Below are 22,131 nucleotides of genomic sequence, written 5' to 3'. Positions count from 1 at the left end.
TTCGTCAGACCTTGGCACCCAGTTCCGCCGACAGCCGGGCTGTGACCCCTTTGACCAGGGGAATCAGCTCGGCCATCTTTTCCAGCGGCATGTATGGCACGGTGCTGGCGATACTGATGCCGGCGACGATACGCTTGCCGGCGTCACGGATCGGCGCCGCCACACAGCGAATCGACGGTTCGTTGTCTTCCAGGTCGAAGGCATAGCCCCCCGCCACGTACTCCACCATCCGTTGCTGGAACTGTTCCCAGGATTGCTCCTGATGCTGGGGCCAGAACTGATTCTTCCCACCCGCCGGGAGGCTGATTTCATACAGCCGCTTCCATTGTTCCTGAGTGTCATCGAGCATCAGCGCCTTGCCGATCCCGGTGCGCGCCAACGGCATGCGATGGCCTACGCGCGAGCGCATTTCCGGGCCGTTACGCCCCGGATTCTTCAGCAGGTACAAGACTTCGTCGCCCTCGCGAATCGCCAGGTGAACGGTGTCTCCGGTCAGCGCCGACAGCTCGTCCAGGTACGGCCCCGCCAGGCTCACCAGCGGCAACTCTTCCCGGGCCTGGAAGCCCAGCTCGATCAACTTTGGCCCCAACAGGTAACCCACTTGCGGCACCACGCGCAGGTAACGTTCGTCCACCAGGCAACTGGCCAGGCGATGGGTGGTGCTGCGGGTGGTGCCGATCAGCCGGGCGATTTCCTTCAAGTCACGGGCACCGCTGGCGACCGCCTGGACCACGCCCAGGCCACGCAGCAATGTTTGCGTGCCTGTGGGCGCGGCGTCCTTGGTGATTTTTGGATCGTCTTGCTGCATAGCCGGCCTTCAACAGTGAGCGGGAAACGGGCGGCATTATGGTCGCCCGCCCCGTAGGACTACAACTCGATGCGCTCGACCTTCCCGACCAGCAGGATGTAGGACAGCGCGCCAGCCAATGCCAGGACAGAGATATAGGTAATGGCCGGGGCGAATGAATCGCCGCTGGCGAGGAAGCCAATCACGATCGGCGTGGCGATGGCCGCCAGGTTGCCGATGAAGTTGAACACCCCGCCGGTCAGCCCGAGCAGTCGTGCCGGCGCCAAGGTCGAGACCAGCGACCAGGTGATCGACGCCAGGCCAGTGCCGAAGAACGCCAGGGCCAGGAAAGCGATCACCAGCGGCGTCGACTCGACAAAGTTGGCGCCGATGATCGAGGTCGAGATCAGCAACCCGCCGATGATCGGCAGCTTGCGCGCGAACCCCACGGTGGCGCCGCGGCGAATCAACCAGTCGGAGAAAAACCCGGAGCACAGCACGCCGACAAACGCTGCGAGGAACGGCAACGACGCCAGCAGGCCAGACTTGATGAAGTCCATGCCGCGATATTTCACCAGGTAGGTCGGGAACCACGTCAGGAAAAACCACAACGTAGAGTTGAGACAGAACTGACCGAGGTAAATGCCCCACAGTTTGCGCTGGGTCAGGACGATCCCCAGGTCCGCCCAGCTGAATTTCGCCTTGGCCTTGGCGGTATCGGCCTGGATATCCACCAGCCCGCCGCCTTCGCGGATCAATTCGATTTCGGCAGCGTTGGCACCTTTGAAATCCCGGGGCTCGCGATACACCGCGTACCAGATCAGCGCCCAGAGAATGCCCACCGCGCCCGTGGCGACAAACACCATGTGCCAACCGAAGGCGTGTTGCAGCCAGGCTAATACCGGCGTCAGGAAGGCCAGGCCGACAAACTGTCCGGAGGTGTAGAAACCGATGGCCGTGGCCCGCTCGCGCTCGGGAAACCAGGTGGTCACCACGCGGCTGTTGATCGGATAAGCCGGCGCTTCCAGGGCACCCACCGCCATGCGCAGCACGAACAGCGCGATGAAACTGGCGGCGAACCCCAGCATCACCGTGGCCACCGACCACAACAGCAATGCCACGCTGTAGAGAATACGCGGTGGCACCCGGTCCACCAGCCAGCCACCGGGGATCTGCATGGCGGCGTAGGTCCAGCCGAACGCCGAGAAAATCAGCCCGACGTGGATCGGGTCGATGCCCAGGTCGCTGGTCAGCGCAGGGGCGGCAATCGAGAGGTTGCTGCGGTCCAGGTAATTGATCACCACGGTGATGAACAGCAGGACCATGATGAAAAAACGCTTGCGGCTGGGCGTCACCAACGACGCTTGCGCGCTCAGGGTGTGCGCTTGCATGTGAGGTGCCTCTTTTTATGTTTATTGAGGAAACGGGCGCATCGAAGAAGATCTCCCTGCTTGCGAAGATCAAACTGTGGGAGCGAGCTTGCTCGCGATGACGGTGTGTCAGTTGGTGCATGTGTGACTGATACATTGCCATCGCGAGCAAGCTCGCTCCCACAGGGGACCTGGGGTGCGCATGAGCTTTGCATTCACCACAGGACCACAGGGACTTTGGGTGGATCAGGCGTGACTCACCACTCGGCAAAACTACCATCGGCATGGCGCCAGATCGGGTTGCGCCAGCGGTGGCCGATGGCGGCGCGTTCGATGACGTATTCCTCGTTGATCTCGATACCCAGGCCCGGACCATTGGGGATCTTCACGAAACCCTTGTCGTAGTCGAACACCTGCGGGTCCTTGATGTAATCCAGCAGGTCGTTGCTCTCGTTGTAGTGGATGCCCAGGCTTTGCTCCTGGATAAACGCGTTGTAGCAGACCGCATCCAGTTGCAGGCACGCCGCCAGGGCGATCGGGCCCAGCGGGCAGTGCAGCGCCAGCGCTACATCGTAGGCTTCGGCCATGTTGGCGATCTTGCGGGTTTCGGTGATGCCGCCGGCGTGGGACGCATCCGGTTGGATGATGTCCACGTAGCCTTCGCTGAGCACCCGTTTGAAGTCCCAGCGCGAGAACAACCGCTCGCCCAGGGCAATCGGGGTGCTGGTCAGCGGCGCCAACTCCTTGAGGGCTTCGTAGTTTTCGCTGAGCACCGGCTCTTCGATGAACATCAGTTTGTACGGGTCGAGCTCCTTCATCAGCACCTTGGCCATCGGTTTGTGCACACGACCGTGGAAGTCCACGCCAATGCCGACGTTCGGCCCGACGGCATCGCGCACCGCCGCCACGTTGGCCAGGGCCAGGTCGACTTTTTCAAAGGTGTCGAGAAACTGCAGCTCTTCGGTGCCGTTCATCTTCACCGCCGTGAAGCCCCGCGCCACCGCCTCTTTCGCCGCCCGGGCGGTATCTGCCGGCCGGTCGCCGCCAATCCACGAATACACACGGATCTTGTCCCGCACCTGGCCACCCAGCAGGTCACTGACCGACACGCCCAGGGCCTTGCCCTTGATATCCCACAGCGCCTGGTCGATGCCGGCCAGGGCGCTCATGTGAATAGCACCACCGCGGTAGAAGCCGCCGCGATAGAGCACGGTCCAGATGTCTTCGATGTTGCGTGGGTCTTTGCCGATCAGGTAGTCGGACAATTCCTCAACGGCAGCCGCCACCGTGTGGGCACGGCCTTCGACCACGGGCTCGCCCCAACCGGTCACGCCCTCGTCGGTTTCGACCTTGAGGAAGCACCAGCGCGGCGGAACGATAAACGTGGTCAGCTTGGTGATTTTCATCTTGTTGTCTCTCTTGTCAGATGCAGCGCACGGAGCGCTGGAAAAGTCTTCAGTTCAAGGCATTCCATGCGGCCACGTAGGCCTTGGCGCGTACCGCCACTTCATCCGCTGTCAGGCCCGGCTTGAACAGCCCGGAGCCGAGGCCGAAACCCTTGACGCCAGCCTCGACGAACACCGCCATGTTGTCCGGTGTGATCCCGCCCACCGGCACCAGCACGGTCCCGGCCGGCAGCACCGCGAGCCAGGCCTTGACCACCGCCGGGCCCATTTGCTCGGCGGGAAACATCTTCAGCACATGGGCGCCTTCGGCCAATGCGGCAAAGGCTTCGGTGGGCGTGGCGACGCCTGGCGACAGGTACAAGCCCGCCGCTTTCGCCGCGCGCAGCACCTTCGGATCGCTGTGGGGCATGACGATCACTTGACCACCGGCGGCTCTCACCTGCTCGACCTGTTCCGGCGTGAGCACGGTGCCGGCACCGATCAGGCAATCAGCGGGCAAGGTATTGCGCAGGATGCGGATACTTTCGTACGGCTCGGGGGAATTGAGCGGTACTTCGATGACGCGAAATCCTGCGCTGTACAGGACTTCGCCGATGGCCGCCGCCTCTTCGGGACGCAGACCCCGCAGGATCGCGATCAGCCCGTTGTGCGCCAGTGCTTGTGTGAGCATGTCAGACCTCCAGTCAGGTTCAGGGGACGGTGGAATCGAGCAACCCGGCCGCCACGGCCAGTTGCCACAAACCGCGTTCGGTGGCCTGTTCGGCCAGGACCACCCGGGCGAAGCCGCAGGCGTCGAGGGCCCGTTGATAACGGACACAGAGTTGGGAGTTGCCGATCAGCACCACCGTCGGCAGGTGCAGGCTGTCGCGGCGCCGGCGCTGTACCTCGGCCAACGCCGTCAGTTCATGGCCGATCAACAGGCCCGAGAGGTAGTCCGCCTGGGCGCTGGCCGCCAGCTCGCCGGTCAAGCCCAGGCTGCGGGCGCTGAACACGGTGGACAACGGACCGATCTGGCCGTCTACCGATAACGCTACCTGCACGCCGCGATCAAAGGCCGCGCCATCGAACGTCACATTCCGTTGCTGGGTACGGCCGAGAATGCTGTGGTCGCTGAGCACGGCGAAGATCTCGCCGGTCATGAAGGTATCGAAATGCACGATGCAGCCATCGGCCACTTCTACCCATTTCGAATGACTGCCGGGCAGGCCGATCAGCACCGCTTCGTCCGGCAGGCTGTGCAAGGCACCGAGCACTTGGGTTTCTTCGCCGCGCATGACATTGGGCAAGCGTGAGCGCTGAATCACCCCCGGTACGATGTGCACATCGACACCGCGAAGGCTGCGAACGGTTTGTAGGGAATGTCCGAGATTGGCGACGTTGGCGGGTGTGTCGCAGTACGGCGCTTCACGCCAGCCCTGGGCACTGCCGACCATGCCGCAGGCAATCACAGGCAAGCCCGGCTGTGCGTCGAGCCAGTCGCCGCAGGCCTCGTCGAAGGCCAGTTCGAAACCGTCGATGCACACCCGACCGGCCACGCTTCGCGGCCCGGAGGGCAACTGCATGATCCCCGATGACAGCGAACGCTGCTCGAGCACCTCGCCACCGGCTGCGAGTTTGTAAGCCCGTAATGAGGTGGTCCCCCAATCGAGCGCGATCAATTGCGCCTGCATCCGCTTCACCTGTTCTGTTTTTTGGCAGTGAGTGAGACGGACTATAAACCCGGGCGCGACATAATCTCAATATATAAATATCACTCCCATATATTGGGATAAAATCCGCGAACGACAAAGCCAATCGCCATCCGCCCAAGACCCTGCTACGTTTTCTGACCGGACGCCAAACAACTAGGGAAAAAGTGATGGGACAACTGCTGAAAATCCTCGGTCGCACTTCCTCGATCAACGTCAGAAAAGTGTTGTGGACCTGCCAGGAATTGGACATCGCCTACGAGCGCGAAGACTGGGGCATCGGCTTTGCCTCGACCCATGACCCGGCATTCCTGGCCTTGAATCCCAATGCCCAGGTGCCAGTGATCATTGATGAGAATGGCGTGCTCTGGGAGTCGAACACCATTTGCCGCTATTTGGTGGGCAAGCATGGGCGCAGCGATCTGCTGCCCGTCGAACCTGCCGCCCGGGCGCGTGTCGAGCAGTGGATGGACTGGCAAGCCACAGAACTCAACCCGTCATGGGGTGATGCATTCTACGGACTTGTGCGCAAACACCCGGATTTCCAGGACCCACAACTCATCGCTGCCGGCGTCAAAGGCTGGAACGAGAAGATGGGTTTGCTGGAGCAGCAGTTGAACCGCACCGGCGCCTACGTGGCCGGTACGGCATTTTCCCTCGCGGACGTGCTCATTGGCTTGTCCGCCCACCGCTGGCGCCAGACGCCCATGGAACGCCCGGACTATCCAGCGGTGACCGCTTATTGCAAGCGGCTCGAACAGCGCCCCGGATTTGCCGAGTACGCATCCAACGCCTACTCGTGAATCTCAATTGCCGTTCGCGAAATCCCGTAGCACCTTGCCGTCCATTCGGTAGCGCACCCACTCTTCCTGTGGTTGCGCGCCGAGGGATTTGTAGAACTCGATGGCCGGCGTGTTCCAGTCCAACACGCTCCATTCGAAGCGACCGCAATCGTTGTCACAGGCGATCTTCGCCAGATGCCGCAACAGCGTCTTCCCTGCCCCGCCGCCGCGCTGTTCGGGTGTGATGTACAGGTCTTCCAGGTACAGGCAGTTACTGCCCAGCCAGGTGGAATAGCTGAAGAAGAACACCGCGAAACCGATCGGCACGCCATCACGCAGGCAGATCAGCCCGTGGGCAGTCGCGCCTTCACTGAACAGGCTGCGCTCGATGTCGGCCACACTGGCGATGACTTCGTGGCGGGCCTTTTCGTAATCGGCCAACTCGGTGATGAAGGCAAGGATTTGAGGCGCATCGCTGGGTTGCGCGGGACGGATCTCGATCGACATGAACAGGCCTTGTAGCCAATTGAAAGCGCCATACTAAGCCGCCAGGTGCCGCTCGTCACATCCCGATCCAACTATTTGATCGCAGACGCCAGCCTCTTTCCAAAATGCCATTCGTCGCGCCCCAGGCACCAACCCCAAACCGCCACGGCCCAAGACCAGGTAAGCATTCTAAAAAATGGAGGCGACACCATGATCACTTCAAGGCTGACTGCATTCACCTTCGCCGCGCTGCTGTCCTCGGTGGCTTTCGCGGTTTCTACCTCGGACACCGGGCCGACCGACCCCGTGGAGCAGTCCAACTCCCCCGCCACGCAAGGCCTGCCCAAGTTGAACACCGACGGCAACGGCGGCGGAGGCCTGAACAATGGCCAGCCACCGGCCAGCACCGGCACCGATCCGCGCGTGCAGGGGAATGACACGGGGCGCCAGGGTGGCATGAATACGCCGGACTCGACCGCGCCTGATAACGCCGAGACCGGGGTGGGCTCGAAAACCACGACCGGTAGTTCGGGCTCTGAAGGTGGCGCCGCCAGCCAGTAGCCTCTGCCCGGACAGTTGAGGAGGAACATCCCATGCCTCGTGGAAGCAAAGACAAATACACCGCTGAGCAAAAGCGCAAGGCCGAACACATTGAAAAGAGTTACGAGAAAAAAGGTGTGTCCGAGAACGAAGCCGAGGCACGGGCCTGGGCGACGGTGAACAAGCAGTCCGGTGGCGGCGAGCGCTCCGGTGGCTCAGGTAAGGAAAAACCGGCGACGGCCAAGAAAACCGACCGCAAGGAATCGGCCCGCCGCGCCGCCAAGACCCGCGAAGGTCACCCGCGCACCAGCAAAGCCTCCCATGGAACCCAGACCGTGGACAGCCTGATGAAGGAGGCCCGGGCGAAAAATATTCCCGGGCGTTCGAAGATGCGCAAACAGGAGTTGGTCGAAGCGTTGCGCAAGGCGGGGTGATGGTTGGCATCAGGGAGGACGCTATCGCGAGCAAGCTCGCTCCCACACTGGCTCTGCGCTGTGCCGAGGTTCAAAGCCCTGACACAAAAACCCTGTGGGAGCGAGCTTGCTCGCGATGGCGGTGGGTCAGGTTAGAAGATGTTGGATGTGCCGACGCCTTCGCGAGCAAGCTCGCTCCCACACTGGTTCTGCGCTGTGCCGAGGTTCAGAGCCCTGACACAAAAACCCTGTGGGAGCGAGCTTGCTCGCGATGGCGGTGGGTCAGGTTAGAAGATGTTGGATGTGCCGACGCCTTCGCGAGCAAGCTCGCTCCCACACTGGTTCTGCGCTGTGCCGAGGTTCAGGGCCCTGACACAAAAAACCTGTGGGAGCGAGCTTGCTCGCGATAGCAGTAGATCAGTCGCCAGCGATTTCTGGCTTCAGCGTTGCTTCAAGCGGTCAATCACCACCGCCAGCAACAGGATCGAGCCGCGGATGACGTATTGGTAGAAGGTGTCGATGTTCTTCAGGTTCATCGCGTTTTCTATGATCGCCAAAATCAGCACGCCGGCGATGACGTGACGAATCATGCCGATGCCGCCGCTCAACGACACCCCGCCCAGTACGCAGGCCGAGATCACGGTCAGCTCGAAGCCCTGGCCGATCATCGGTTGGCCTGAGGTCATGCGCGACGCCAGGATCACCCCGGCCAAGGCGCCGATCAAGCCATGCACGGCGAAGATGATGATCTTGGTACGATCGACGTTCACCCCTGCCAACAACGCCGCTTCCTGATTGCCACCGATGGCCATGGTGTTGCGCCCGTAGGTGGTGTAGTTCAGCAGCCAACCGAAAAACAGGAAGCAGACGATGGTGATCAGGATCGGCACCGGCACACCGAATAATTGGCCGTTGCCGAACACGAAGAACGATTCCTGCGACACACCCACCGCCTTGCCGTTGGCAAAGATGTAGGCCAGGCCCCGGACAATCTGCATCGTCGCCAGGGTGGTGATCAAGGCGTTGACCCGCAGCTTGGCGATGACGATGCCGTTGATCAGGCCGACGATCAGCCCCATCGCCAGCGCCGCGCTGACACCCAGGAATACGCTGTTGGTGTCGCGCATCACCACCGCCGCGACCACGCCCGCACAGGCGATCACCGAACCGACCGACAAGTCGAAGTGCCCGGACGCCAGGCAATACAACATGGTGCACGCGGCGATGCCGGTGGTGGAAATCGCCAGGCCCAGGCCGCGCATGTTCAGCGGCGACAGGAAGTTGTCGATCATCAAGGTGCAGAGCACGAAAATACCGATGGCCGCCAGCAGCATGACCCAGTCATCCAGGAAACGGCGCAGGTCCAGGGGTTTGCGTGCCGTTGGCAGTGCATTGTTTTGAATGGTCATGATTTACCTCTCAGTTCGCCGCGTCGGCAACGCGTTGGCGCGGCAGCGCCAGTTGCAGCAGGTTGGATTCATTGGCCTGGTCACGCGGCAGCTCGCCGCGCATGGCCCCTTCGCAGAGCACCAGGATTCGGTCGGAAATGCCCATCACTTCCATCAGGTCGCTGGACACCACAATCACCGCGATGCCATCGGCCGCCAGGTCGTGGATAATCTGGTAGATCTCCGCCTTGGCGCCGATGTCGATGCCACGGGTCGGTTCATCCAGCAGCAGGACTTTCATCGGCATCGACAGCCAGCGACCGAGAATCGCCTTCTGCTGATTGCCGCCGGACAGGTACATGATTTTCTGGCTGGCCGCCGGGGTCTTCACCTTCAGCGACTTGATCTGCTTGTCGGCATTGCCCCGCTCCCAATCACCGCGCAGCAGGCAGCAAAGGGTGGAATGAGCCGGGCGCGCACTGATGTTGATGTTCTCGCCCACGCTGCCCAACGGGATGATGCCTTCCTTCTTGCGATCTTCCGGGCAGAGCAGCACGCCAGCGGCGATGGCATCCCGGGGCGAACGCAATTTCAATTCCTTGCCGTGCAGCACGAGGCTTCCCTCGCTCTGGCGCTCCAGGCCACTGAGCAAGCGAAACAGCTCGGTACGACCGGCACCGACCAGCCCGAACAAGCCGAGGATCTCGCCCTTGTGCACCTGGAAGCTCACTGGTTCGCGCAAGCCCGGCCCCAGCAGGCCCTTCACCTGCAGCGCCACATCACCGCGCTCCCGAGGGCGGTAATCATAGATGTCCTGGATGTCGCGACCGACCATGCACGTGACCAACTGATCGTGGGTAAGCTCGCTCATGTCCTCGAAGGTCCGGACATAACGACCGTCCTTGAACACCGTCACCGCATTACAGATGCGGAACACTTCTTCCATGCGGTGGCTGACGTACAGCACCACTTTGCCCTCGTCTCGCAAGCGGGCGATGATCGCCATCAAACGGTCGATTTCCCGGGCCGACAGGCTACTGGTGGGTTCGTCGAAGGCAATGACGTGGGCGCCACGGGACAAGGCCTTGGCGATTTCCACCAATTGGCGCTGGCCGAGGGACAGGCGACCGACTTTTTCCTGCGGATCGATCTCGTCGGCCAGGCCTTTGAGCAGCGTCAGCGCCTGCTGGCGCAGCACGCCACGATTGACCAAGCCGAAACGCGCCGGCAAATGGCCGAGAAACAGGTTTTCAGCAACGGTCATTTCCGGCACCAGGTGCAGTTCCTGGTGAATCACCGCCACCCCGCTGGCGATGCTGTCGGCGGTGCCTTTGAAGGCCATCGTCTGTTCGCCGATCTGCAGGTCACCGCTGCTCGGGATGTAGGCGCCACCAAGGATCTTCAGCAACGTGGACTTGCCCGCGCCGTTCTCGCCCATCAAGGCATGCACCTGCCCCGGATGTGCGACGAAACTGATATTGGCCAGCGCCTGCACGCCGGGAAAGGATTTGCCGATCCCGTTGAACCGCAAGCTGCCGCCGATGTTGTGTTGCCGTGTCGCTGTTTGCGCTTGCATAACCACCTCGAACTTACAGAGATCAAGCGACCCCGCCACTCATGTGACCAGGGCCGCTTTTGAATCAACCGGCCATCAGTTCCACAGGCCGATCTTTTCCAGCTCCTGCTTGAAGTTCTCCCGGGTGATCAGCGTCACCTCGTCCATGGCGGTGTACTTCGGCGGCTCCTTGCCGGTGGTGATCCACTCGTACATCATTTCGGCGGTCTTGTAGCCTTCGATGTGCGGGCTTGGCAGCATCGAACCGAAGAAGCCGCTGTTAGGCTTTTTCAATTCACCGATGGCATCGGTGCCATTGATACCGATACCGATCACATTGGCCGCCTTGAACCCGGCCGCTTCGGTGGCGCGTACGCCGCCCAGCACGGTGTTGTCGTTCATGCCGCCGATGATCAGGTTGGTCGCGCCGCTTGGCAGCTTCACCAACGCCGAGTTGACGGAGTCCATGCTGCCGGGTACGTCGAGGGTCTTGAGCGGCGAATAAAGGATGTGGTCTTCCGGCATCCCGGCCTTCTTCAGGGCATCGACCGAACCGTCGGTGCGCTTCTTGCCGGTGTCCAGCTCGTTGAAGGTGCTGATCACGGCGTAGGTGTTTTTCCAGTCCCAGTTGCGCTTTTTCGCTTCAGCGGCCATGGCCTGACCTTGCTTCTGACCCACTTCGAACGCGGCCATGCCCAGGTACGGCACGTCTTCCATGAACTTGCCGCTGGCGTCGACAAAGCGGTCGTCCACGGCAATCACCTTGAGATCGTTGAGCTTGGCCTTGGCCATGATGGCCGGGCCGAGGGATACGTCCGGCGGGCAGATCACAAAGCCCTTGGCCCCGTTGGCGGCCAAGCTGTCGATGGCCGAGAGGGTCTTCTCGCCATCAGGCACGGCGATCTTGATCAACTCAAAGCCTTTGTCCTTGCTCGCCTTCTCGGCGAACGCCCATTCGGTCTGGAACCAAGGCTCCTCAGCCTGTTTGACCAGGAAACCGATTTTTACGGGATCGGCCGCCAGCAAGCTGCTGCTGAGGCTGACTGCGGTAACCGCCAGGGCGGCGCGACACAGGGAACGGATCCCACGACGATGTTTCATAGTTGACTCCTTGTTTTTTTTATTGAAAGCCAAACGTCCAGGGTCTGCTCCACCGACGGTGGAAATGCGCAGGCTGGGCGGTTACATCAAGTTGCTACACAGCATAGGCCTAAATAGTCATATCGTATGATGATTGGATTACAGGCGAAGTTTCCCACTGCAACCCAGGAATATTCAGTCGTGGTACATGACCGAACGTCCTCCATCAATGGTGATGCATGAGGCATTGATAAACGGTGCTTCGTCACTGGCCAGGAACACGGCCGTCATTGCCACTTCGATCGGTTGCCCGACACGCCGTGGCGGGTGCAGATCCAGCGCACGCTGGCGTTCGGCATGGGGATCGGCAAAGCCGTTCCAGTAGTCGACGTTCAGTTGGGTTTCGATGTAACCCGGGGCGATGGCGTTGACGCGTACCCCTTTGGGTGCGTATTCGATGCCCAGGGCGCGGGTCAGGCCGAGCAGGCCGTGCTTGGCCACCGGGTAAGGGAAACAGCCGGGAATGATGTGGGACGAATGCACGGAGGCAATGTTGATGATGCTGCCCACGCCCTGCTCGATCATCTGTGGCAGCACCGCCTTGCAGCCGTACCAGGCGCCATCCAGGTCGATGGCGAAACAGCGACGCCAGTCCTCTTCGGTCATTTCCAGCGGGTCACGGAAGACATTGATGCCGGCGCAGTTGACCAACACATCGATGCGACCGTGCAGCTCGACGGCGCGACGGGCCATGGCCTGCAAGTCCTGCTGCTTCGACACATCGGCCTGCAATGCTTGCACATCATCGCCGCGTTCACGCCAATGGGCGGCTACCGCCTCGACTTTCTGCGCCTGGATATCACTGATCACCAGCCGGGCTTGTTGCGAAGCGAACGCCGCGACGATGGCTTCGCCAATGCCTTGGGCGGCACCGGTCAACAGCACGACCTTGTCCTTCAGGCGTTCGCCCTTGGGTGGCTCCGGCACGGGTGGCAAGACCAAGGGCTCAGCCATGGCTCAAGGCTCCTGCGTGCGGGCACGACAAAAACCGGGCATCCACGGATGACCGGCGCGAAGGCGCTTGAAAGAACAGTGGCCGGCGTACGCCACCGGGGCGTACGAGGAAAGATCGTTGCATCACTTCACCTGTTTTGTTTTTTTAGTGTGAGTGCGTATTGCCGATGGAGCCGACTATAAACCCGGCCGCCAAACAATCTCAATATATATATTTACATCCCATATTTTGGGATTCATCCAGCAAACCTCGTACACGCCACGCCCGGCACGTCAACACGCATCGACAGCACGGCACCGTCCAGCGGATGACCCACCGGGCTCGCCGCGCTGGTGATGTACAACGTCTTGAGGTCTTCACCGCCGAACACACAACTGGTCGGGCGGCTGACGGGCAGTTCGATCACCCGATCGACCTGGCCATTCGGGGTCAGCCGCAGCAGGCAACTGCCGTCCCAGCGGGCGTTCCAGATATAGCCTCGGGCATCCATCGCCGAGCCATCCGGACCGCCACGCGGATGCGGGCCGAACCAGACCTCGGCAGGCGCCAGGTTGCCTTCCGGGTAAATAAAGTGCCGATACAACGTGCCATCCAGGCTGTCGCCGAAATACACCGTGGTGCCATCAGGGCTCCAGAGCAAGGTGTTCGGAATGCCCAGCCCGCGCAACAGGGGCTGGACCCGGCCATCACTCCCGATGCGAAACAGGCCGCCGGAGCGGTGCTCGATCGGCAAGTCCTCGCCTTCGGCACCAATGTTGTTCTGCATGGTGCCAAGCCAGAGTTGACCCAGGGGGTCGCAACGGGCCTCGTTGGCGCGATTGCCGGGCTGGGGGTCAGCCATGCGCAGCAGCGTCAGGCGCGGTTCCAGGCCCGGCGAATCAAGATCGAGGCGGTAGACACCGCTACTCAGGGTCACCAAGGCGTCGCCATTCTGGGTCGGTATGAAGGCGGAGACATGCTCGGGCATCTGCCAGATCTCCACATTGGCGCCGATCAGCCGCAGGGCCTGCTTGCCGGCAATATCGACCCAATACAACGCTTGGGTCGGCGCATCCCAGAAGGGTCCTTCGCCCAACCTCGCCCGGTGTTCCGTCACAGCCGTCCACTTCATTGAAACCTCCCGTTCCCGGCTTGCCCGGCGGCGTCTGTTCGACCGGCCATGACATTGGGGTAAAAGCGTTTGATCGCCAGGTCAGCGTTATCGATCAGGGTCATGCAGGCCCAGACGCCACGCGCCGCGTCACGGGCGGCGATGGCGTCGGCGATGTCCTTGTGGATGGGCAAGGTGCGGCGCAGTTCATCGGGGTCGGCCGCCGACACCTCGAACGACACCGCCAGCAGCGCCCCCAGGGCCGGGACCATTTGTTCGATGAATTGATTATGGCTGGCGGCCAGGATGCACTCATGGAAAAACTGGTCGGCGCGGTTGTAATCGGCGCCGCTGTCCACCGCCCGCTCCAGCGCATGGTAGGCCAGTCGGATCGCCTGCACCTGATCGGCGGTGGCCCGCTCGCAGGCCCAGCGCACCGCCATGGGCTCGATGGTACGGCGCAGGTCCAGCAAGTCATCGACGAAGTTTTCCGGCAGGCCGCTGCGTGACAGCCAGCCCACCACTTGGGGATCGAACAGGTTCCAACGGCGCACCGGCAACACCCGCGTGCCGACTTTCGGCCCGACTTCCAGCATGCCTTTGGCGACCAGGGTCTTGATCGCCTCGCGAATCACCGTGCGACTGACGCCCAGTTGCTCGCCCAAGTCCGCCTCGACCTTGATGGTTTGCCCAGGCTTGACCTGGCCAGCGGCTATCCAGCCCCCCAGCCAATCGACGGTCGACGCATGAAAACTGCTGGACATGAAAACCCCGCGGGCCACTCTTATTGGAGGCCCACGCTAATCATCATACGATTGGGTGTCAATTTTAATTTTTACGCAGCCCACCTGGGGGAGCGAGCCGATAGCGGTGGGTCAGCTCAGGAGATGTTGATAATGCTGCCGTCATCGCGAGCAAGCTCGCTCCCACAGGGTTTGGTGGCGCCCACAGATATTGCAGGCACCCCAAATTCACTGTGGGAGCGAGCTTGCTCGCGATAGCGATCATCCAGCCAACACAGGTGTTGGATCAACCACCGCTCCTACAGAGGATCAGGGCTCCAGGCCGATGGGGAAAAACTCGCCGCCGCTCCACACGCCCAACCAACGCTGCCCGTCGATCTCGCGGCTGACCGCCAGCTCCACCAGTTGGTAGAACACATTGCGATGGACCAGCGCTTCGAGATTGCTGCGCACATGCACGTAGGGCGCCGGTTCCTGGGTCTGGGGATCGATCACCACCCGCAACGGGTGCTCGGCGCCGGCCTCAGTGATTTCCTCGACATTGGTGGTGAAACGCAACAACTGCCCTTCCCCCTGCCCTTCGACCTCAAGGGTCACGGCCACAAACGGCGCGTCGTCGACCTTGATGCCGACTTTTTCCACAGGGGTAATCAGGAAGTAAACATCGCCGTCGCGGCGGATGATGGTGGAGAACAGCTTGACCATCGGCTTTCGCCCGATGGGCGTGCCCAGGTAATACCAAGTACCGTCCCGGGCGATGCGCATGTCGATGTCACCGCAGAAGTCAGGGTTCCACAAGTGGACCGGCGGCAGGCCTTTGGTCTTGGGGATCTGCCCCAGCAAGTCATTGGCTTTTTGCGGTCCGCTCATGGTGACTCCTTGTAATTACTCGTCACTCATCCCCAACAGGCTACGGGCATATTCACGCAACGGCGGGGCGATGAGGTCTTGGGGCTGTTTGTCGTGCAACGTCAGTAAACCGCCACGACTCTTGATTCGTGCAGTATCAATCAAATACTGGGTGCTGGTCTCGATCAACATGATTTGAATCACGCTGGTATCAACACCCAGGCGATCCACGGCTTCTTCATCCTGCCATTCGTCAGTGTTGCCGATGCGGTTGTCAGCCTTGGCGAAGCGGGTGTACAGCAGGTAATGGGCACCGGCGGCACGGGCTTCGCCCATGGCTTGGTCGAGGCCTTCGGGAACACGGGCGCGACGGACCATGGGGAAATATTCGATGAAGCCATTGAAGGCTTCTTCGGCCACGACGTTGGGACGCGGATAGGCACTGCCCGGCGGAGCGAAGGCGCCCTGGGCGATGTAGATGAACGAGTCGGGCTGGATACGCAGGTTGTTCACCCGACGGCTGTCGCTATGGTCCAGCAGGCCGGCGTCGCTCATGTGATAACGAACGCCCTCTCCCATGTCGCTGACATTCATGCAACCGCCAAGCGCCAAAACGGCCAGCAGTAAAACCAGGCTACGCATCCTACCCTCCAAAAACCGGTGTCGGAAAACCGGCGAATGGTCGTGGGATGCAGCTTTTGCGCCAGCTCATCAAGATGGGGGGCAGACGAACCCAAGTGAATGGGAAATTGCTATCGCGGGCAAGCCTTGCTCCCACATGGTAAGCGTCGTACTTGTGGGAGCAAGGCTTGCCCGCGATAGCAATAGATCAGCCGCCGATGATCTTCATGATGGTCGCGCCACCGGAGAACGCCACTTCCTGCTTGTCCCCCAAGGCCTTGACCAGCAAGCGCTGAAGCGCCGGCAGGGCCTGGTGGCGAGGCTTGTCCAGGAGGTCGCCGACGAAGTGACGGTTACTCGACGACAGGCAGCCGTGCAGCCAGCCCGTGGAAGACAACCGCAGTCGCGAACAGGTACGGCAAAAAGGCACGCTTTCGTTGGCGATCACGCCAAAGTGCCCCAGCCCCGGTATCTCATAGCGCACCGCCGTGGCATCCACCGGCGCGTTGGCTTGCAGGTATTCGTATTGATCGCCGATCAGGCTGAGCAATTGCTGGAGGCTGACGAACTGCTGCAGGAAGGCATTGGAGTCGCTGGCCAGGTGGCCCATGCGCATCAACTCGATGAAACGCAACTCATAGCCACGTTCCAGGCAGTATTCGAGCAAAGGCATCACCTGGTCCAGGTTCTGCCCGCGCAACGGCACCATGTTGACCTTGATCTTCAGCCCGGCGGCCCGGGCCTGTTCCATGCCGTCGAGCACGGTCGCCAGGTCACCGCCACGGGCGATACTGCGAAACGCAGCGGGGTCCAGGGTGTCGAGGGAAACATTGATGCGACGGATACCGGCGTCTACCAGCAAAGGCAGTTTTTTCGCCAGCAACTGGCCGTTGGTGGTCAGGCTGATGTCTTCCAGGCCCATCTGCCCCACCGCCGTCATGAAACGCTCGAGCTTGGGGCTGACCAGCGGCTCGCCGCCCGTGATGCGCAGCCGCTCGATACCGGCCGCCTCGATCAAATAGGCCACGCCGCGCGCCATGGCGTCGGCCGACAGTTCATCCTGCGCAGCCACCAACCGCTTGCCATCAGGCACGCAGTAGGTACAGGCATAATTGCAGGCTGAGGTCAGGCTGATCCGTAGATTACGGAAACGCCTGCCTTGACGGTCAACGATCATGGATCACTCCGGCATGAGAAAAAACGGACTCACGAAAATTGACCTAGAAATCAAGATTTCGCAAGACCCAAGCCTGAGTATATTACTGGGGCACTGCGCCATGTAAGCGGACATGGCGCAATAAGGCAGCTGAATGTCTTGTTGCCTGTGCGGCCAGTCAACTGCTCGGGTGGTCGGTATCGCGCTTGCGCTTGTTACCCATACGCACGCCAATGTCCATCAGGAACTGGAAGAAACCTTCCTGGTCTTCCAGCACGTTGCTCCAGAACGGCGAGTGATACAGCGCCACCGCGCCGTGCACCAACGCCCAGGCAGCGCAGTAGTGGAAATAAGGCGGAACGTCCTCGAGCTTGCCTTCACTGATCCTGCCCTTGATCAGCAGGGTCAGGCGTTCGAAGTTGGAGGCGCGGATCTTGTGCAGCTCCTCGACCATCTCCGGCACCTGGTTGCCCTTGACCACCTTCTCTTCCAAACGGTCGAACAAGCGGTAGCGCTGCGGGTCGCGCATGCGGAACTCGAAGTACGCCCGGGACAGGGCCTCCTTGTCCTTGTCCACATCGGCCGAATGCAGCAGCTCGTTCAAATCGCGCTCGTAGTCGAGCATCAGGCGCAGGTAGATCTCCGCCTTGGATTTGAAATGTTTATAAATCGTGCCTTTGCCGATACCCACGGCATCCGCAATCATCTCGACGGTGACACTGTCTTCACCCTGGTCGAGGAACAACTTGAGCGCGGTGTCGAGAATTTCTTGCTCGCGGCGGCGAAACTCACGGACCTTACGGGGTTCTTTGTGCATAAGAAAAAGGTCTGAAGGGTCAAAATTCGAAGCCGGGTATTATGCCTAACTTACGCAAAAATGCACGGATCATCCGTTCTCGGCCACTGTTCTTCACAAAACCGTACACACCCGGCTCGCCTTTTCCCGCGCCAATGCGCCGCGCTGGCGAGCTTTGGCGACAGTGAGAACTTATCCGAAGCGAGCGTATTCCAAATTTGTTTAAAAACCACCCCGGCCAGACTGGACGGGTTGGCATACTGATCAATACTTGAACTGTCGGCGCGACATCTCCCCCAAGTGACGCGCTGATAAAGGTACCAACGGACCGCGTGCCTTTGTTTTACTCCTAATGGTCTTAACCCGGATTCACCCCCCAGAACCCGGGTTTTTTTTGCATGAAATTCAGGCATTCACCGGACGGACGTGAGCCAGCGGAAACAATTGCTTAAAGTTTTCCGTCGTCTGCTCGGCAAACCGCTCGTAGGACTCACCGCGCAACATCGCCAGAAATTCTGCCACTTCCCGTACGTATTGCGGAAGGTTCGGCTTGCCGCGATACGGGATCGGCGCCAGGTAAGGCGAGTCGGTCTCCACCAGCAACCGATCAGCCGGTACTTTGCTGGCAACGTCCCGCAGGGCATCGGCATTGCGGAACGTGACAATCCCGGACAAGGAAATGTAATAGCCCATGTCCAGGGCGGCCTTGGCCATGTTCCAGTCTTCGGTGAAGCAATGCAGCACACCGGCCTGGGGCAACGCGGCATCACGCAGCAAGGCCAAGGTGTCGGCACGGGCGCCGCGGGTGTGGATGATCACCGGCTTGCCGGTCTGCCGGGCGGCCTCCAAGTGCAGCCGGAACGAGGCTTGCTGCACGTCGGCAGCTTCCGGCTCGTAGTGATAGTCCAGGCCGGTTTCGCCAATGGCGACCACCCGTGGATGATCGAGCTCACGCAACAGCCAATCGAGCGCCGGCGCGGCGTCGGGCTGGACGTCCAGCGGGTGGACGCCGACCGAACAATCGACATCGGCATAACGTTCGGCCAAGGCCTTGACGTCGGCGGCGTTGTCGGCGCTGACGCCGATGCACAAGAAGTGCCCTACACCCCTCTCACGGGCCGCGTCCAGCGCAGCATCCAGGGAACCGCCATGGGCAGCGAGGTCGAGACGGTCAAGGTGACAATGGGAATCTACAAGCATAAAAGGCCAGGCTACATCGTATGGGTGGGACGGTCGGACTTCAGGGAGCCGGCCAAGTGGGTTTCGATCTGATTGCGGGCCGAATTGTCGCCGTCGTTGAACTGCACGCCCACGCCGGCGGCCCGATTGCCCTGGGCGCCCTTGGGGGTCAGCCAGATCACCTTGCCGGCGACCGGGATTTTCTCCGACTCATCCATCAGGCTCAACAGCATGAACACTTCGTCGCCCAAGCGATAATTCTTGTTGGTCGGAATGAACAGGCCGCCGTTCTTGATGAAGGGCATGTAGGCGGCGTAAAGCACCGACTTGTCCTTGATGGTCAGGGACAGGATGCCGTTGCGTGGTCCGGGGCTGACAGGTTCGTTCATGCTGATCTCCGCTACGGTTGAGCTCAGTCTAGGCCGTGTCTGTCAGTTTCGACCAGGCAAACTCGCCCACTGCACCAACAGCGCCTCGAGCAACAGCACCCGATTGAGGTTCGCCTTGCTCAGCACCTTCTGACGTTGGGCAAGAATCCAGTCCTGGATGTTCAAGATTTTATCCTGGCTGCTTTTTTGCGCCAGGTACTGGATCACCTTGCGCATGTCCGCCAACCCAAGGCCGGCCTCATCCTCAGTCAACTGGTAACGCAGGATCAGGCTCGACCAGTCGCAGAACCAGTCAAACAGCAGGAGTAGCGGGATGGCGTTCCAGCCCTCGGCCAACTGCGTGGGGGATTGTTGCTGCTTGAGCAGTTTCTTCACCCCATCCACCACCAAGGCCCGCTGTTCGCGCACACCTTGGGCCTGAAGGCTGACAGCCGCCAGGGGCGAACCGGCCGCGAGGGTCAACAGCTCGACACGCTCTTCATCGGTGTTGTCAGGCAAGGCCCCGGGCCAGCCACTGCAAGCTCATCGCCTCGCTCGGCAGCGGACAGGCCTGTTGCACGCAGCGGCTCTTGATGGTCGGCAGCAAGCGACTCGGTTGGTGGCTGACCAGCAGCAGCACGGGTATCGCCGGAAGGTTCTTCGAGGCTCTTGAGCAAGGCGTTGGCGGCGTTGATGTTCATGGACTCGACCGGCTCGATCAGCACCACTTTGCGCCCGCCCATCTGCGCGGTCTGGACCACGAAGCTGACCAGGTCCCGGACCTGGTCGACCTTGATCGCCTTGTCCGCCTCTTCCGGCTCCAGCACGTAATTGTCGGGATGGCTGCCGGCCTTGAGCAGCAGGCAGGACTTGCATTCACCACAGGCGTTCGAGACACCCGGGCGCTGGCACAGCAGGCTGGCCATCAGGCGTTCGGCCAGTGCCCGCTTGCCGATACCGACCGGGCCGTGCAGCAGGTAAGCGTGGGCATGCTGGGTACGACCGGCCAGTTGCTGCCAGAGACCGTCTTGCCAGGGATAGGCTTCAGCCACGGACACGCTCCAACAAACGCGGCAGCAAGCCATCCAGAGACTGCTGGACCTGGGTCAGCGGCTGCGCGGCATCGATCAGCAGGTAACGCGCCGGATCGGCCTTGGCGCGCCCCAGGAAGGCATTGCGCACGGCGTTGAAGAAATCCTGGCCCTCCAGCTCGAAACGATCCAGCCGGCCACGGGCGCTGGCGCGGGCCAGGCCGATTTCCACCGGCAGGTCGAACACCAGGGTCAGGTCTGGTCGCAGGTCACCCTGGACGAAGGTTTCCAGCGCGGCGATGCGCTCCACGGACAAGCCCCGGCCGCCGCCCTGGTAGGCGTAGGTCGAATCGGTAAAACGATCGCAGAGCACCACGGCGCCACGGGCCAGCGCCGGGCGAATCACCTCGGCCAGGTGCTGCGCCCGGGCAGCGAACACCAGCAGAAGCTCAGTGTCAGGGTTCATGACTTCTTCGAGGGGTGCCAGCAGTACCTCGCGAATGCGCTCGGCCAGCGGCGTACCGCCCGGCTCGCGGGTCAATACCACCTCGATGCCGGCGGCCCGCAGGCGTTCGGCCAGGTATTCGCGGTTGGTGCTCTTGCCGGCGCCTTCCGGGCCTTCCAGCGTTATAAACAAGCCAGTCACGGGGCGATCCTTAATCAAAGTCATTGCGGGCTCGGTGGCTCGCTGGCGTCCGGTTCAGGGGCCGTGTCGGGTGATGCCGCCGGGATCGGCATCTGCTCGTCCGGCGTTGCCGGGGCCGGGCTGGAGCGATAGTCGGCACGGCGCTTGAGCTGGAACTCGCGCACGGCGCTGTTGTGCGACTCCAGGTCATCGGAAAACACATGGCTGCCATCGCCACGCGCGACAAAGTAAAGGCTGTTGCCCGGCGCCGGGTTCAACGCAGCATGAATTGCTTCACGCCCCACCATCGCAATCGGCGTCGGCGGCAAGCCCGGGATCAGGTAGGTGTTATAGGGGTTTTCTTCTTTCAAATGGGCGCGGGTGAGCTTGCCGGTGTAGCGCTCGCCCAGGCCGTAGATCACCGTGGGGTCGGTTTGCAACAGCATGCCCAGGCGCATGCGCCGCACGAAAACGCCGGCAATCTGCCCGCGCTCCTGGGGCACGCCGGTTTCCTTCTCCACCAGGGATGCCATGATCAGCGCCTGGTACGGCAAGGTATAAGGCACATCGGCGGAACGCTGGGCCCACTCCTTGGCGAGCACGTCTTCCAAGCGGTCGTAGGCTTTCTTCAGCAGGTCGACATCCGAGGTACCGCGCACGAAGCGATAGGTGTCCGGGAAGAACCGGCCTTCGGGAAATACCCCCGAATGCCCCAGACGCTCCATGACCTGGCTGTCGCTCAGGTCGGTGAGGGTCTGCTGGAGTTTTTCATCCTTGGCCAGTGCGGCGCGCACCTGGCGGAAATTCCAGCCTTCCACCAGCGTCACGCTGTACTGAACCACTTCGCCGCGTTTCCAGACAGCGATCAGGCCTTCCATGGTCATGCCCGGTACCATCCGGTATTCCCCGGAATGCAACGGCTGGCCAGCGAGATTGAAGCGCCAATAGATCCGCAGCCAGAAGGCGTCCTTGATCAGGCCATCGGCTTCGAGGCGCTTGAGGGTTCCGGTCGGGGTGGTCCCGTTGGGCACGTCCAGCAATTCTTCCTGGGTGATGTTCAGCGGCTGTTGCAGCGCCGAATGAATCTTCCAGGCCGAAGCACCCAACAACAGCCCTGCCAGGACCAGTCCGGTCTCCAGCAGCAGCAAGAATTTACGTCTCAC

Annotated in this window: 23 protein-coding genes and 1 pseudogene; 3 read left to right on the top strand and 21 right to left on the bottom strand. The window is 61.4% G+C overall.

Going from position 1 to position 22,131, the window contains the following annotated elements:
• Positions 1-4: 4 nt before the first annotated feature.
• The 5 genes from PSH84_RS04785 to PSH84_RS04765 all read right to left on the bottom strand — a co-directional run bounded on the left by PSH84_RS04785 (position 5) and on the right by PSH84_RS04765 (position 5,233).
• On the bottom strand, positions 5-808 hold the full coding sequence (locus PSH84_RS04785; RefSeq protein WP_058544290.1) for an IclR family transcriptional regulator: 804 nt from the start codon (positions 806-808) through the stop codon (positions 5-7).
• Positions 809-867: 59 nt separating this feature from the next.
• Positions 868-2,178 carry an MFS transporter gene (locus PSH84_RS04780; protein WP_305482353.1) on the bottom strand — a complete coding sequence of 437 codons (1,311 nt, stop codon included), beginning with the start codon at positions 2,176-2,178 and terminating at the stop codon, positions 868-870.
• Positions 2,179-2,414: 236 nt separating this feature from the next.
• Positions 2,415-3,563, bottom strand: a complete 1,149-nt coding sequence (dgoD, locus tag PSH84_RS04775) for a galactonate dehydratase (protein WP_003179439.1) — start codon at positions 3,561-3,563, stop codon at positions 2,415-2,417.
• 49 nt (positions 3,564-3,612) lie between these two features.
• On the bottom strand, positions 3,613-4,233 hold the full coding sequence (locus PSH84_RS04770; RefSeq protein ID WP_122566323.1) for a 2-dehydro-3-deoxy-6-phosphogalactonate aldolase: 621 nt from the start codon (positions 4,231-4,233) through the stop codon (positions 3,613-3,615).
• Positions 4,234-4,252: 19 nt separating this feature from the next.
• Positions 4,253-5,233, bottom strand: coding sequence for a 2-dehydro-3-deoxygalactonokinase (locus PSH84_RS04765; RefSeq protein WP_305467862.1), 981 nt, complete (start codon positions 5,231-5,233; stop codon positions 4,253-4,255).
• A gap of 188 nt (positions 5,234-5,421) precedes the next feature.
• On the opposite strand from PSH84_RS04765, the gene PSH84_RS04760 reads away from it, so the two are divergent.
• On the top strand, positions 5,422-6,054 hold the full coding sequence (locus PSH84_RS04760; RefSeq protein WP_122566325.1) for a glutathione S-transferase family protein: 633 nt from the start codon (positions 5,422-5,424) through the stop codon (positions 6,052-6,054).
• 3 nt (positions 6,055-6,057) lie between these two features.
• On the opposite strand, the gene PSH84_RS04755 is transcribed toward PSH84_RS04760, so the two are convergent.
• Positions 6,058-6,540, bottom strand: a complete 483-nt coding sequence (locus tag PSH84_RS04755) for a GNAT family N-acetyltransferase (RefSeq protein ID WP_014339485.1) — start codon at positions 6,538-6,540, stop codon at positions 6,058-6,060.
• Between the two features lie 189 nt (positions 6,541-6,729).
• Here PSH84_RS04755 and PSH84_RS04750 point away from each other — a divergent pair, with 189 nt between their 5' ends.
• Both PSH84_RS04750 and PSH84_RS04745 read left to right on the top strand, forming a co-directional pair.
• Complete coding sequence (locus PSH84_RS04750) at positions 6,730-7,080, top strand: hypothetical protein (protein WP_305467863.1); 351 nt, start codon at positions 6,730-6,732, stop codon at positions 7,078-7,080.
• A 32-nt stretch (positions 7,081-7,112) separates the two neighbouring features.
• Positions 7,113-7,493: a Rho termination factor N-terminal domain-containing protein gene (locus PSH84_RS04745; protein ID WP_305467865.1), complete on the top strand. Its 381-nt coding sequence runs from the start codon at positions 7,113-7,115 to the stop codon at positions 7,491-7,493.
• 419 nt (positions 7,494-7,912) lie between these two features.
• Here the strand turns inward: PSH84_RS04745 and araH are convergent, their stop codons facing one another.
• The 15 genes and pseudogenes from araH to mltG form a co-directional block, all read right to left on the bottom strand.
• Complete coding sequence (araH, locus tag PSH84_RS04740) at positions 7,913-8,881, bottom strand: L-arabinose ABC transporter permease AraH (RefSeq protein WP_025214842.1); 969 nt, start codon at positions 8,879-8,881, stop codon at positions 7,913-7,915.
• A gap of 10 nt (positions 8,882-8,891) precedes the next feature.
• Positions 8,892-10,436, bottom strand: coding sequence for an L-arabinose ABC transporter ATP-binding protein AraG (gene araG / locus PSH84_RS04735; protein WP_305482352.1), 1,545 nt, complete (start codon positions 10,434-10,436; stop codon positions 8,892-8,894).
• Positions 10,437-10,511: 75 nt separating this feature from the next.
• The gene (locus PSH84_RS04730) at positions 10,512-11,516 is read right to left on the bottom strand and encodes a substrate-binding domain-containing protein (protein ID WP_122565877.1); all 1,005 of its coding nucleotides are present in this window, start codon (positions 11,514-11,516) and stop codon (positions 10,512-10,514) included.
• Positions 11,517-11,690: 174 nt separating this feature from the next.
• On the bottom strand, positions 11,691-12,509 hold the full coding sequence (locus tag PSH84_RS04725; RefSeq protein WP_305467866.1) for an SDR family oxidoreductase: 819 nt from the start codon (positions 12,507-12,509) through the stop codon (positions 11,691-11,693).
• 236 nt (positions 12,510-12,745) lie between these two features.
• A complete protein-coding gene (locus PSH84_RS04720; RefSeq protein ID WP_305467868.1) occupies positions 12,746-13,621 on the bottom strand; it encodes an SMP-30/gluconolactonase/LRE family protein in 876 nt (291 codons plus the stop codon).
• Positions 13,618-14,364, bottom strand: a complete 747-nt coding sequence (locus tag PSH84_RS04715) for a FadR/GntR family transcriptional regulator (RefSeq protein WP_003204233.1) — start codon at positions 14,362-14,364, stop codon at positions 13,618-13,620. The genes PSH84_RS04720 and PSH84_RS04715 overlap by 4 nt, the downstream gene beginning before the upstream one ends.
• Before the next feature lie 288 nt (positions 14,365-14,652).
• Positions 14,653-15,213, bottom strand: a complete 561-nt coding sequence (locus PSH84_RS04710; protein ID WP_305467869.1) for a DUF1285 domain-containing protein — start codon at positions 15,211-15,213, stop codon at positions 14,653-14,655.
• A gap of 15 nt (positions 15,214-15,228) precedes the next feature.
• Positions 15,229-15,834, bottom strand: coding sequence for a DUF4823 domain-containing protein (locus PSH84_RS04705; protein ID WP_122565880.1), 606 nt, complete (start codon positions 15,832-15,834; stop codon positions 15,229-15,231).
• Between the two features lie 187 nt (positions 15,835-16,021).
• Positions 16,022-16,990: a GTP 3',8-cyclase MoaA gene (locus tag PSH84_RS04700; RefSeq protein ID WP_122565881.1), complete on the bottom strand. Its 969-nt coding sequence runs from the start codon at positions 16,988-16,990 to the stop codon at positions 16,022-16,024.
• Between the two features lie 157 nt (positions 16,991-17,147).
• Complete coding sequence (locus PSH84_RS04695) at positions 17,148-17,786, bottom strand: TetR/AcrR family transcriptional regulator (RefSeq protein WP_122565882.1); 639 nt, start codon at positions 17,784-17,786, stop codon at positions 17,148-17,150.
• 384 nt (positions 17,787-18,170) lie between these two features.
• Positions 18,171-18,965, bottom strand: coding sequence for a TatD family hydrolase (locus tag PSH84_RS04690; RefSeq protein ID WP_305467871.1), 795 nt, complete (start codon positions 18,963-18,965; stop codon positions 18,171-18,173).
• 11 nt (positions 18,966-18,976) lie between these two features.
• Positions 18,977-19,333: a PilZ domain-containing protein gene (locus PSH84_RS04685; RefSeq protein WP_122565884.1), complete on the bottom strand. Its 357-nt coding sequence runs from the start codon at positions 19,331-19,333 to the stop codon at positions 18,977-18,979.
• Positions 19,334-19,375: 42 nt separating this feature from the next.
• Positions 19,376-20,364: pseudogene (locus PSH84_RS04680) on the bottom strand (DNA polymerase III subunit delta').
• Positions 20,357-20,989, bottom strand: coding sequence for a dTMP kinase (gene tmk, locus PSH84_RS04675; RefSeq protein WP_060743157.1), 633 nt, complete (start codon positions 20,987-20,989; stop codon positions 20,357-20,359). Before tmk ends, PSH84_RS04680 begins: the two are co-directional and overlap by 8 nt.
• A 20-nt stretch (positions 20,990-21,009) precedes the next feature.
• Positions 21,010-22,131: an endolytic transglycosylase MltG gene (gene mltG / locus PSH84_RS04670; RefSeq protein WP_305467873.1), complete on the bottom strand. Its 1,122-nt coding sequence runs from the start codon at positions 22,129-22,131 to the stop codon at positions 21,010-21,012.

Source organism: Pseudomonas beijingensis (genome assembly GCF_030687295.1).
In the GTDB taxonomy this organism is placed as follows: Bacteria; Pseudomonadota; Gammaproteobacteria; order Pseudomonadales; family Pseudomonadaceae; genus Aquipseudomonas; species Aquipseudomonas beijingensis.
The sequence above is the reverse complement of the archived record's forward strand: the minus strand, read 5'-3'. Positions and strand labels throughout refer to the sequence as shown.

Excerpts from the sequence above, each read along its gene's own strand:
- PSH84_RS04755 (WP_014339485.1), bottom strand. The coding sequence starts at position 6,540 with ATGTCGATCGAGATCCGTCCCGCGCAACCCAGCGATGCGCCTCAAATC.
- PSH84_RS04730 (WP_122565877.1), bottom strand. The coding sequence starts at position 11,516 with ATGAAACATCGTCGTGGGATCCGTTCCCTGTGTCGCGCCGCCCTGGCG.
- PSH84_RS04705 (WP_122565880.1), bottom strand. The coding sequence starts at position 15,834 with ATGCGTAGCCTGGTTTTACTGCTGGCCGTTTTGGCGCTTGGCGGTTGC.
- PSH84_RS04690 (WP_305467871.1), bottom strand. The coding sequence starts at position 18,965 with ATGCTTGTAGATTCCCATTGTCACCTTGACCGTCTCGACCTCGCTGCC.
- araG (WP_305482352.1), bottom strand. The coding sequence starts at position 10,436 with ATGCAAGCGCAAACAGCGACACGGCAACACAACATCGGCGGCAGCTTG.
- PSH84_RS04750 (WP_305467863.1), top strand. The coding sequence starts at position 6,730 with ATGATCACTTCAAGGCTGACTGCATTCACCTTCGCCGCGCTGCTGTCC.
- dgoD (WP_003179439.1), bottom strand. The coding sequence starts at position 3,563 with ATGAAAATCACCAAGCTGACCACGTTTATCGTTCCGCCGCGCTGGTGC.
- PSH84_RS04760 (WP_122566325.1), top strand. The coding sequence starts at position 5,422 with ATGGGACAACTGCTGAAAATCCTCGGTCGCACTTCCTCGATCAACGTC.
- PSH84_RS04700 (WP_122565881.1), bottom strand. The coding sequence starts at position 16,990 with ATGATCGTTGACCGTCAAGGCAGGCGTTTCCGTAATCTACGGATCAGC.
- PSH84_RS04715 (WP_003204233.1), bottom strand. The coding sequence starts at position 14,364 with ATGTCCAGCAGTTTTCATGCGTCGACCGTCGATTGGCTGGGGGGCTGG.
- araH (WP_025214842.1), bottom strand. The coding sequence starts at position 8,881 with ATGACCATTCAAAACAATGCACTGCCAACGGCACGCAAACCCCTGGAC.
- PSH84_RS04720 (WP_305467868.1), bottom strand. The coding sequence starts at position 13,621 with ATGAAGTGGACGGCTGTGACGGAACACCGGGCGAGGTTGGGCGAAGGA.
- PSH84_RS04710 (WP_305467869.1), bottom strand. The coding sequence starts at position 15,213 with ATGAGCGGACCGCAAAAAGCCAATGACTTGCTGGGGCAGATCCCCAAG.
- PSH84_RS04765 (WP_305467862.1), bottom strand. The coding sequence starts at position 5,233 with ATGCAGGCGCAATTGATCGCGCTCGATTGGGGGACCACCTCATTACGG.
- PSH84_RS04745 (WP_305467865.1), top strand. The coding sequence starts at position 7,113 with ATGCCTCGTGGAAGCAAAGACAAATACACCGCTGAGCAAAAGCGCAAG.
- PSH84_RS04725 (WP_305467866.1), bottom strand. The coding sequence starts at position 12,509 with ATGGCTGAGCCCTTGGTCTTGCCACCCGTGCCGGAGCCACCCAAGGGC.
- PSH84_RS04770 (WP_122566323.1), bottom strand. The coding sequence starts at position 4,233 with ATGCTCACACAAGCACTGGCGCACAACGGGCTGATCGCGATCCTGCGG.
- PSH84_RS04685 (WP_122565884.1), bottom strand. The coding sequence starts at position 19,333 with ATGAACGAACCTGTCAGCCCCGGACCACGCAACGGCATCCTGTCCCTG.
- PSH84_RS04780 (WP_305482353.1), bottom strand. The coding sequence starts at position 2,178 with ATGCAAGCGCACACCCTGAGCGCGCAAGCGTCGTTGGTGACGCCCAGC.
- PSH84_RS04695 (WP_122565882.1), bottom strand. The coding sequence starts at position 17,786 with ATGCACAAAGAACCCCGTAAGGTCCGTGAGTTTCGCCGCCGCGAGCAA.
- PSH84_RS04785 (WP_058544290.1), bottom strand. The coding sequence starts at position 808 with ATGCAGCAAGACGATCCAAAAATCACCAAGGACGCCGCGCCCACAGGC.